Annotated in this window: 10 protein-coding genes; 8 read left to right on the top strand and 2 right to left on the bottom strand. The window is 62.1% G+C overall.

Annotated elements, in window-relative coordinates:
- From B3V69_RS18165 to B3V69_RS18140, 6 genes are all read left to right on the top strand, one after another.
- A partial coding sequence (locus B3V69_RS18165) for a TonB-dependent receptor domain-containing protein (RefSeq protein WP_296448489.1) occupies positions 1-411 on the top strand: 411 nt, incomplete at its 5' end.
- 17 nt (positions 412-428) lie between these two features.
- Entirely contained in the window at positions 429-977 is a 549-nt protein-coding gene (locus B3V69_RS18160; RefSeq protein WP_296448488.1) for a YcnI family protein, read from the top strand.
- Between the two features lie 34 nt (positions 978-1,011).
- Positions 1,012-1,503, top strand: coding sequence for a copper chaperone PCu(A)C (locus B3V69_RS18155; protein WP_296448486.1), 492 nt, complete (start codon positions 1,012-1,014; stop codon positions 1,501-1,503).
- Between the two features lie 89 nt (positions 1,504-1,592).
- Positions 1,593-2,285 carry a PhaM family polyhydroxyalkanoate granule multifunctional regulatory protein gene (locus B3V69_RS18150; RefSeq protein ID WP_296448484.1) on the top strand — a complete coding sequence of 231 codons (693 nt, stop codon included), beginning with the start codon at positions 1,593-1,595 and terminating at the stop codon, positions 2,283-2,285.
- A 22-nt stretch (positions 2,286-2,307) separates the two neighbouring features.
- Complete coding sequence (locus B3V69_RS18145; RefSeq protein ID WP_296448483.1) at positions 2,308-3,588, top strand: FIST signal transduction protein; 1,281 nt, start codon at positions 2,308-2,310, stop codon at positions 3,586-3,588.
- 121 nt (positions 3,589-3,709) lie between these two features.
- Positions 3,710-4,930 (top strand): 6-phosphofructokinase, encoded by a 1,221-nt coding sequence (locus tag B3V69_RS18140; RefSeq protein WP_296448481.1) that lies wholly within the window; start codon positions 3,710-3,712, stop codon positions 4,928-4,930.
- Between the two features lie 75 nt (positions 4,931-5,005).
- Here B3V69_RS18140 and tgt read toward each other — a convergent pair whose 3' ends face one another.
- On the bottom strand, positions 5,006-6,217 hold the full coding sequence (gene tgt, locus B3V69_RS18135; protein ID WP_296448479.1) for a tRNA guanosine(34) transglycosylase Tgt: 1,212 nt from the start codon (positions 6,215-6,217) through the stop codon (positions 5,006-5,008).
- Between the two features lie 164 nt (positions 6,218-6,381).
- Between tgt and B3V69_RS18130 the strand changes: the two genes are divergently transcribed.
- Both B3V69_RS18130 and B3V69_RS18125 read left to right on the top strand, forming a co-directional pair.
- Positions 6,382-6,612: an AbrB/MazE/SpoVT family DNA-binding domain-containing protein gene (locus B3V69_RS18130; protein WP_296448478.1), complete on the top strand. Its 231-nt coding sequence runs from the start codon at positions 6,382-6,384 to the stop codon at positions 6,610-6,612.
- Positions 6,609-6,983, top strand: coding sequence for a type II toxin-antitoxin system VapC family toxin (locus B3V69_RS18125; RefSeq protein WP_296448475.1), 375 nt, complete (start codon positions 6,609-6,611; stop codon positions 6,981-6,983). The genes B3V69_RS18130 and B3V69_RS18125 overlap by 4 nt, the downstream gene beginning before the upstream one ends.
- On the opposite strand, the gene queA is transcribed toward B3V69_RS18125, so the two are convergent.
- Positions 6,961-8,088: a tRNA preQ1(34) S-adenosylmethionine ribosyltransferase-isomerase QueA gene (gene queA / locus B3V69_RS18120; protein ID WP_296448473.1), complete on the bottom strand. Its 1,128-nt coding sequence runs from the start codon at positions 8,086-8,088 to the stop codon at positions 6,961-6,963. The two genes, B3V69_RS18125 and queA, sit on opposite strands and share 23 nt — an antisense overlap.
- Positions 8,089-8,295 lie beyond the last annotated feature (207 nt).

Below are 8,295 nucleotides of genomic sequence, written 5' to 3'. Positions count from 1 at the left end.
GTGAAGAAGGGGCTGGACCTGTCGGGCAGCGTCACTTACGCCGATTCCACCATCAAAGAAAACGCGGGTTTCGTGAGCGTGGCGGGCGACACCATCGGCAAACAGCAGCCCAACATCCCGAAGTGGCGTGCCACCGCGCTGGCCAGCTACCGGGTTGACGAACATTGGAGCGCCTCGCTGGGCGCCCGTTACAGCGGCCCGCAGTTCCGCACCCTGAACAACGCGGACGTGAATGGCGCCACCTACCAAGGGGTGAGCGAGTACTTCACGACCGATGTTCGGGTGCGCTACGTGGTGGGTCGGCAATGGACGGCCTCGTTCGGCATCGACAACCTGAACAACTACCAATACTGGAACTTCCACCCCTATCCGCAGCGCAGCTATATGGCCGAGCTGAAGTTTGATTTATGAGATTTTTGAAAGACACCATGAAAATATCGATTGCTACTAAATTAATAGCTGCTTGTGCAATGTTCACGGGGGCTAGTGCCGTTTTTTCCCATGTTGTTCTGGATGAGCCGGTGGCTCTGGCGGGTCGCGGCTACAAAGCAGCCTTGCGTGTGAGCCACGCTTGTGAAGGCTCGCCCACCACGGCGATCAAAGTGACCGTCCCGGTGGGGTTTCAGGGTGCCCAGCCGATGCCCAAGGCGGGCTGGACCGTGACCATCACCCGTGCCAAGCTGGCCAAGCCTTACGATAGCCACGGCAAGACCGTCAGCGAGGATGTGTCGGAGATCACGTGGAGCGCCAACAGCCAGGACAGCTGGTTGCCAGCGGCGTATTACGACGAGTTTGTCTTCCGTGGCGGGCTTCCAGCGGAGGCGGGCGCGATGTGGTTCAAGGTGCTCCAGACCTGCGAGAAAGGCAGCAACAACTGGAGCGAGCTGCCAGCGTCAGGCACGTCGACCAAGGGCCTGAGTTTGCCCGCCGCCTTGCTGGAGATCATTCCTTCGGAGATCGTCGGGCACCAGCACTGAATTGAGTTCCTTGTTTTATTGATTGGAGAAACGTATGAAACTGAAAGCACTGACCGTTATCGCTGCATTGGCCTGCGGCAGCCTGTACGCCCAAACCGTGGAGGTCAAGGACGCCTGGGTTCGCACCACGGTGCCGGGCCAGAAAGCCACCGGCGCCTTCATGAAAATCACCGCCAAAGAGGGCGCCAAACTGGTCGCCGCCTCCACGCCTGTCGCCGGCGTAGCGGAAGTCCACGAAATGAAAATGGAAGGCGATGTCATGAGAATGCTCGCCGTGCAGGGTGGCCTTGACTTGCCCGCCGGCAAGACGGTAGAGCTCAAGGCAGGGGGCTACCACGTGATGCTGATGGACCTGAAAACCGCGCTGCCGAAGGACAGCACGATCCCGCTGACGCTGGTGTTCAAGGACGCCAAAGGCGTGGAGAGCAAAGTGGAACTGAAAGTGCCGGTCGCCACGGTCGCGCCTGGCGCGAAGGCCGACGCGAAGCCGGAGGACAAGGCCGCCATGGAGGCGCACAAACGCTGAGTGAACAGGCGCGCGGGGGCATCGCCATTCGGGTCGCATTGGGGTAAGCTGTCGTCAGTTCAATGTTGACAACCCCCTTTGGAGCGAACATGAGTGATTCACAGAGCACTGGTTTCGGTAAATTCGTCCCCGGTTTTGACTTTCTGCAGAATCTGGCCAAGGGCGCTTCAGAGACGATTCCGCAGATGCCCAACCTGGCCAACTGGATTGCCCCGACGATGAATGTGGAAGAGCTGGAAAAACGCATTGCCGAACTCAAGGCCGTGCATTTCTGGCTCGATCAAAATTCCAAAGCCCTGGGCGCCACGGTGCAGGCGCTTGAAGTGCAAAAAATGACGCTGGCCACGCTCAAGGGCATGAATTTCAACATCGGCGATGTGGCGAACGCGTTCAAGCTCAAGGCCGCGGACGCGGTGGCCTCCAGTGTGCAAAAGGTGACTGAAAAAGCCGCCTCTGCCGCCCAGACCATCTCCGAGGTGGCGGCCGATGCCGGTGATATGGCCAAATCCGTGCGCCAAGCCGCCAAGCCCGCCACCACGGCGGCGGCCGGCTTGGTTGATCCGATGCAGTTGTGGAATTCGCTGACGCAGCAGTTTCAGCAAATCGCCGCCAGCGCCATGAAAGATGTCGGCAAAAACACCGCCCGCGACGTCACCAAAAACATGGCGGCCGGGTTTGCCAAAGAAGCCGTGAAGGCGACCAAGAAAGCCGCCTCCAAGGCAGTCAAATCGAGGGCAGCGGCCAAGAAAACTGTCAAAAAACCGACCAGCCGGAACGGCTGATGCGGCACCTGCGAGTCCACCGATGAAGCTGTTCCCCTATGGTCATGCCACGCACCCGCAGTGGCGCATGGCGGCCGGTTTGGTGTTGGCGCAAGTGCGGGCCCAGATGGCGCTGCACGGCTATGCCAGCAGCCCGACGCTGGCCTTGCTCTACATCACCGACCACTATGCCGATCAGGCGCAAGACATTCTGGAACACCTGAGCGCCGAATTGCCGGAAATCACCGATTGGTCGGGCACGGTAGGCATCGGCATCGCGTCCAACAACGTGGAATATTTTGACGAGCCGGCGCTGGCCCTGATGCTGTGCGAGCTGCCGGGCGACCAGTACCGGGTGTTTTCCGGTGTCGCGCCGTTGGGGATCGGTTTTGAGGCCCATACCGCCCTGGTGCATGCGGATGCCGACACGCCCGACTTGGCGGAGCTCATCGTCGAGATGGCCGCCCGCACCGACTCGGGCTATCTGTTTGGCGGTTTGTCGTCCAGCCGCTCGAAGACGGTGCAGTTTGCCGTCGGCGGCAATGGCAATATCAGCGGGCAGGGCGCCGCCAGTGGCGTCTTCAGTGGCGGCTTGAGCGGGGTGGCCTTTGGCGCGGGGGTGAATCTCGTGTCGCGCGTGACGCAAGGTTGTCTGCCAGTGGCCCGCGCCCATCAGGTCACCGCTGCCGAGGCCAATGTGGTGATCGGGCTGGATGGCGAGCCGGCACTCGATGTGATGCTGCGCGAGCTCAAGGTCTCGCTCGAGCAGCCGGAACAAGCGCTCACGGCGGTGCGCGCCACCCTGGTCGGCTTGATGCACCCGGTGGACCGTGCGGGGTCGACTGGTGACGGCGTGGCGGTCAACCGCACCGGCAACTTTGGCAGCGACGTGATCGTGCGCCACATCATCGGGCTGGACCCGGGTCGGCGCGGTGTGGCGGTGTCGGCCCAGTTGGAGGAGGGCATGCAGCTGGCGTTTTGCCAGCGCAATGTCCAGGCCGCACGCGCTGACTTGATCCGGGTCTGCGCCGAAATTCGTGAAGAGCTGGAGCCGGAAGCGTTGCCGGTGGAAACGGCCACCGCGCTGGCGGCGTCCGAGGCCGAGTCGGCACCGCATCCGGCGCGTGGCATCGCCGGCGCGATTTATGTGAGCTGCTCCGGGCGCGGTGGCCCGCACTTTGGCGGCCCCAGTGCCGAGCTGCAAATCGTGCGCCGGGCTTTGGGCGACGTGCCGCTGGTGGGCTTTTTTGCCGGTGGCGAAATCGCCCGACACCACCTCTATGGTTACACCGGGGTGTTGACGGTGTTCACCAGCGCGCAGTAGTCGGAGCCGGGCCAGGTCTTCATCAGAAGCAAGAATGAACGATGTGGCCGAGGGCTGGCCTTTGCGGACGCATCTGGAGGCACAATGGACCGACATTGCAGCATCAAGGAGATAAGTCCCCATGGCATCCGGAAAAATACTCGTCGCCCAGGGCGGCGGCCCGACCGCGGTGATCAACCAGTCGCTGGTCGGCGTGGCGCTGGAGGCGCGGCGCTTTGCCCAGGTGGCGCACATTTACGGCGCGCGCCATGGCGTGCGCGGTATCGTGAATGAAGATTTCATGGACCTCACGCAGGAGACCAGCCACAACCTGGAGCTGGTCGCCAACACGCCCTCCAGTGCGCTGGGCTCCACGCGTGACAAGCCCGACGTGCGCTATTGCCAGGAAATCTTCAAGGTGCTGCAGGCGCATGAGATTGAGCACTTTTTCTATATCGGCGGCAATGACTCCAGCGACACCGTGCGCATCGTGAGCCTGGAGGCGCAAAAAGCCGGCTACCCGCTGCGCTGTATCCATATCCCCAAGACCATCGACAACGACCTGGTGGGCAACGACCACACGCCGGGCTTTCCGTCGGCCGCACGCTTCGTGGCGCAGGCTTTTGCCGGCGCCAACCTGGACAACGCGGCCCTGCCCGGTGTCTACGTGGGCGTGGTGATGGGGCGCCATGCCGGGTTTTTGACGGCGGCATCCGCCTTGGGCAAGAAGTTTCCCGACGACGGGCCGCACCTGATCTACCTGCCGGAGCGCACTTTTGTGCTGGAGAAATTTCTGGCTGACGTGAAGAGCACTTACGAGCGTTATGGCCGCTGCGTCATCGCCGTGTCGGAAGGCATTCACGATTCGACCGGCGCTCCCATAGCCACCCTGCTGGCCAAGAAGCTGGAGCACGACGCCCACGGCAATGTGCAGCTCTCGGGCAACGGCGCGCTGGCCGATCTGCTGTGCGAGGAGATCAAGTCCAAACTCAAGATCAGCCGCGTGCGCGGCGACACCTTCGGCTATCTGCAGCGCTCCTTCATCGGCTGCGTGTCGGACGTCGACCAGCGCGAGGCACGCGAGGTGGGCGAGAAAGCCGTGCAGTTTGCGATGTGGGGGACGCGCGACGGCTCGGTCGCCATCAAGCGCACCGGCTTCTATTCGGTGGACTACGAGCTGCTGCCGCTGGACGCCGTGGCCGGCAAGACGCGCGTGATGGAAGACGAATTCATCTCGACCAGCGGCACCGATGTCACCGATGCCTTCCGCATGTACCTGCGCCCGCTGCTGGGCTCGGGCATGCCCGACGCCTTCAGGCTGCGCCACAACCCGGTGGCCAAGGTGCTTCATACGTCTAAATGACGGCTAGCCCCCGTCGAATATGCGTTAACAGCTATCTAATTAATAGCTAATGAGCGTGTTTCAGAGGCTTGTCCACTACACCCCGCGCGTCCGGTCGCTCTTGAACTGCTGCCGGAATGCGCCGAAGCTGCCGGCGTCCAGCGCCGCGCGCACTTCGCGCATCAGGTTCAGGAAATAGTGCAGGTTGTGGATGCTGGCCAGCATCGGGCCGAGCATTTCACCGCAGCGGTCCAGATGGTGCAGGTAGGCGCGGCTGAAGCCGCCTGCGCTGCTGCCGTCGAGCCGCGTGCTGCCCTGGCAGGCGTAGCAGCTGCAGGTTTCGTCCAGCGGGCGCTCGTCGATCTTATGACGGGAGTTGCGGATTTTGAGGTCGCCAAAGCGGGTGAAAAGGTGGCCGTTGCGCGCGTTGCGCGTCGGCATCACGCAGTCGAACATGTCCACGCCTTGCGCCACGCCTTCCACCAGGTCTTCCGGCGTGCCAACGCCCATCAGGTAACGCGGCTTGTGCGCGGGCAACTGGTGCGGCGTGTGCGCCATGATGCGCAGCATCTCGTCTTTGGGCTCGCCGACGCTCACCCCCCCCACGGCGTAGCCGGGAAAGTCCATCGCCACCAGCTGCTCCAGCGACTCTTGCCGCAGGTGCTCGAACATGCCGCCCTGCACAATGCCGAACAGTGCGTTGGGGTTCTCCAGGCGGTCAAATTCCGCCTGGCAGCGCTTGGCCCAGCGCAGGCTCAAGCCCATGGAACTGCGCGCCTCCGCCTCGGTGGTGAGCTGGCCCTTGGTTTTGGCCTCGACCGAAATGTAGGGCGTGCATTCGTCAAACTGCATGACGATGTCGCTGTTGAGCACGGTCTGGATTTGCATCGAGATCTCGGGCGTCAAAAACAGTTTGTCGCCGTTCACGGGCGAGGAAAACTTGACACCTTCTTCCGCGATCTTGCGCATCTCGCCCAGGCTCCAGACCTGAAAGCCGCCGGAGTCGGTCAGGATTGGCTTGTCCCATTTCTCGAACTTGTGCAGTCCGCCAAACTGCGCCATCACGTCCAGCCCCGGGCGCATCCACAAATGGAAGGTGTTGCCCAGGATGATTTGCGCGCCCATGTCTTCCAGGCTGCGCGGCGTCACGCCTTTGACGGTGCCGTAGGTGCCGACCGGCATGAAGATGGGGGTTTCCACCACGCCGTGGTTGAGCGTGAGGCGGCCACGACGGGCGTGTGAGCCAGCGTAGGCGCCCTCGCGCGTGCGGGTGGCGGGATCGGTTTGGAGCAGTTCAAATTGGAGCATGGGCGCTATTGTCTTTCATGGCTGCCTCAACCGTCAGAGGTCGAAGTGTTGTCGTACGCGCTCATCGTTTCGAATAGATCGAGTGGCACCACTTGAACGCCTTACATGAAGTTTTGCTTTACAATGAATTTTGCTTTACTTTTTAGTCGCGTAAAGGATTTGCCATGCAATCAGAAGCTATCGTTTCCAGCAAAGGCCAGGTCACGCTGCCCGCCGCCATGCGGGCCAAGCTCGGTATCGGGCCGGGTTCCCATATTCATTTCGAGTTGCGCGGGCGGGAGTTGGTGATCAAGCCCGAATTGCCCATGAGTGCGTATTACGGCATGCTCAAGGGCTACAACCTTGACCCGGCTGATCTCGAAATCCCCAAAGAGCCGGATCGGGAGTTTGAATGAACGTTGTCGATTCTTCGGGCTGGATCGAGTTTTTTCTCGCTGGCCCCGGTGGGCCCTTGTTCAAGCCGGTCATAGAGCAGCGCGACAAGCTGCTGGTCCCGGTGATCGCGCTGTATGAAGTGCACAAAATCCTCAGCCGCAAGATGCCTGCTGACGTGGTGACGTCGTGCCTGGAGGTCATGCGCCTGGGCCGGGTGCTCGATCTGACCGACCGCCGCGCCATTGTGGCCGCCGATGTCGCCATCAAGCACCGACTGGCAATGGCCGATGCGGTGATGTACAGCCTGGCGCTGGAACACAAGGCCACCTTTTGGACGCAGGATGTGGACTACCAGGGTTTGCCAGGCGTCAACTTTTTTCCGAAACCCTGAGGGGCTGGCGTGCCAGCAGCATGGCATCGCCGTAGCTGAAAAACCGGTACTGCCCGGCAATCGCATGGCGGTACAGCGCCATGACGTGCTCATAGCCGGCAAAGGCGCTCACCAGCATCATCAGGCTCGACTTGGGTAGGTGGAAATTGGTGACCAGCAGGTCCACCAGTTGGAATTCAAAGCCGGGTGTGATGAAGATACGGGTGTCGCCGGAAAATGGGGTCGGAGCCTTCGAGTCGACCCCTTTTTCCTTGGCCCACGACTCCAGCGTGCGCACGGTGGTGGTGCCCACGGCCACGATGCGGCCGCCGCGCGCACGGCAATCGGCAATCGCCTGCTGCGTGGCGACGGGCACTTCAAACCACTCGCTGTGCATCTGGTGCTCGGCCAGGTTCTCGGTTTTGACCGGCTGAAACGTGCCGGCGCCCACATGCAGGGTGACATGGGCGCGCTGCACGCCCAGGGCGTCAATCGCCGCCAGCAAGGCATTGTCAAAATGCAGGGCGGCGGTGGGCGCGGCCACGGCGCCGGGGTTCCTGGCAAACACGGTCTGGTAGCGCGCCGCGTCTTCCGCGGAATCGCTGTGCGTGATGTAGGGCGGCAGCGGCACATGGCCGTGCCGCGCCATCAAGGTGTGCGGGTCATCGCCCGCGTCGTTGGAGAGCACAAAGCGGAACATGGCGCCATCGGCGTCCGGCCAGCGGCCCAACAGCGTGGCGCGTAGGTTGTCATGGGTGCCGGGGGCGCCATTCAGGGCCACTGTCGTGCCGACCTCGGGTTTTTTGCTGACGCGCATATGGGCCGCCACCTGGTTGCCGCCCAGTACCCGCTCAATCAGCAGCTCCAGCTTGCCGCCCGTGGGTTTTTCGCCAAACAGGCGGGCGTTGATGACTTTGGTGTCGTTGAACACGACCAGATCGCCCGCGCGCAACAGGGCCGGCAGATCGCGAAAAATGCGGTCAGTCGGCGTCGGACCGGTGCCGTCCAGCAAGCGCGAGCCGCTGCGCTCCGGCGCGGGGTGCTGGGCGATGAGGGCTTCGGGCAGGTCGAAGTCGAAGTCGCTTAAGTGATAAGTGCGCGTGGCGCCGGGCAAGGAGGTGGGCATAGGGCTTGAGGGTCGGACGGACCCGTACCAAGTGAGTAAAGCTGGGGATTGTCGCAGCCCGAAACGTATGCCCGTTTTGACATATCGAAATCTTAATGGCCGCGTGTTAACATATTGGTGCTTTAACACCAATGAAAGACTTGCACATGAGCCGTCTGACGATCACCCTCTCTGAGCCACGCTACCGGGCGCTGAAAGAAGCCGCGG

Origin of the sequence: Rhodoferax sp. UBA5149, assembly GCF_002413825.1 — a bacterium.
In the GTDB taxonomy this organism is placed as follows: domain Bacteria; phylum Pseudomonadota; class Gammaproteobacteria; order Burkholderiales; family Burkholderiaceae_C; genus Rhodoferax.
This window is presented reverse-complemented; position numbering and strand designations above follow the sequence as displayed.

Bases quoted from the DNA above. Each gene is read 5' to 3' on its own strand.
- B3V69_RS18160 (WP_296448488.1), top strand. From the start codon at position 429: ATGAAAATATCGATTGCTACTAAATTAATAGCTGCTTGTGCAATGTTC.
- B3V69_RS18155 (WP_296448486.1), top strand. From the start codon at position 1,012: ATGAAACTGAAAGCACTGACCGTTATCGCTGCATTGGCCTGCGGCAGC.
- B3V69_RS18150 (WP_296448484.1), top strand. From the start codon at position 1,593: ATGAGTGATTCACAGAGCACTGGTTTCGGTAAATTCGTCCCCGGTTTT.
- B3V69_RS18145 (WP_296448483.1), top strand. From the start codon at position 2,308: ATGAAGCTGTTCCCCTATGGTCATGCCACGCACCCGCAGTGGCGCATG.
- B3V69_RS18140 (WP_296448481.1), top strand. From the start codon at position 3,710: ATGGCATCCGGAAAAATACTCGTCGCCCAGGGCGGCGGCCCGACCGCG.
- tgt (WP_296448479.1), bottom strand. From the start codon at position 6,217: ATGCTCCAATTTGAACTGCTCCAAACCGATCCCGCCACCCGCACGCGC.
- B3V69_RS18130 (WP_296448478.1), top strand. From the start codon at position 6,382: ATGCAATCAGAAGCTATCGTTTCCAGCAAAGGCCAGGTCACGCTGCCC.
- B3V69_RS18125 (WP_296448475.1), top strand. From the start codon at position 6,609: ATGAACGTTGTCGATTCTTCGGGCTGGATCGAGTTTTTTCTCGCTGGC.
- queA (WP_296448473.1), bottom strand. From the start codon at position 8,088: ATGCCCACCTCCTTGCCCGGCGCCACGCGCACTTATCACTTAAGCGAC.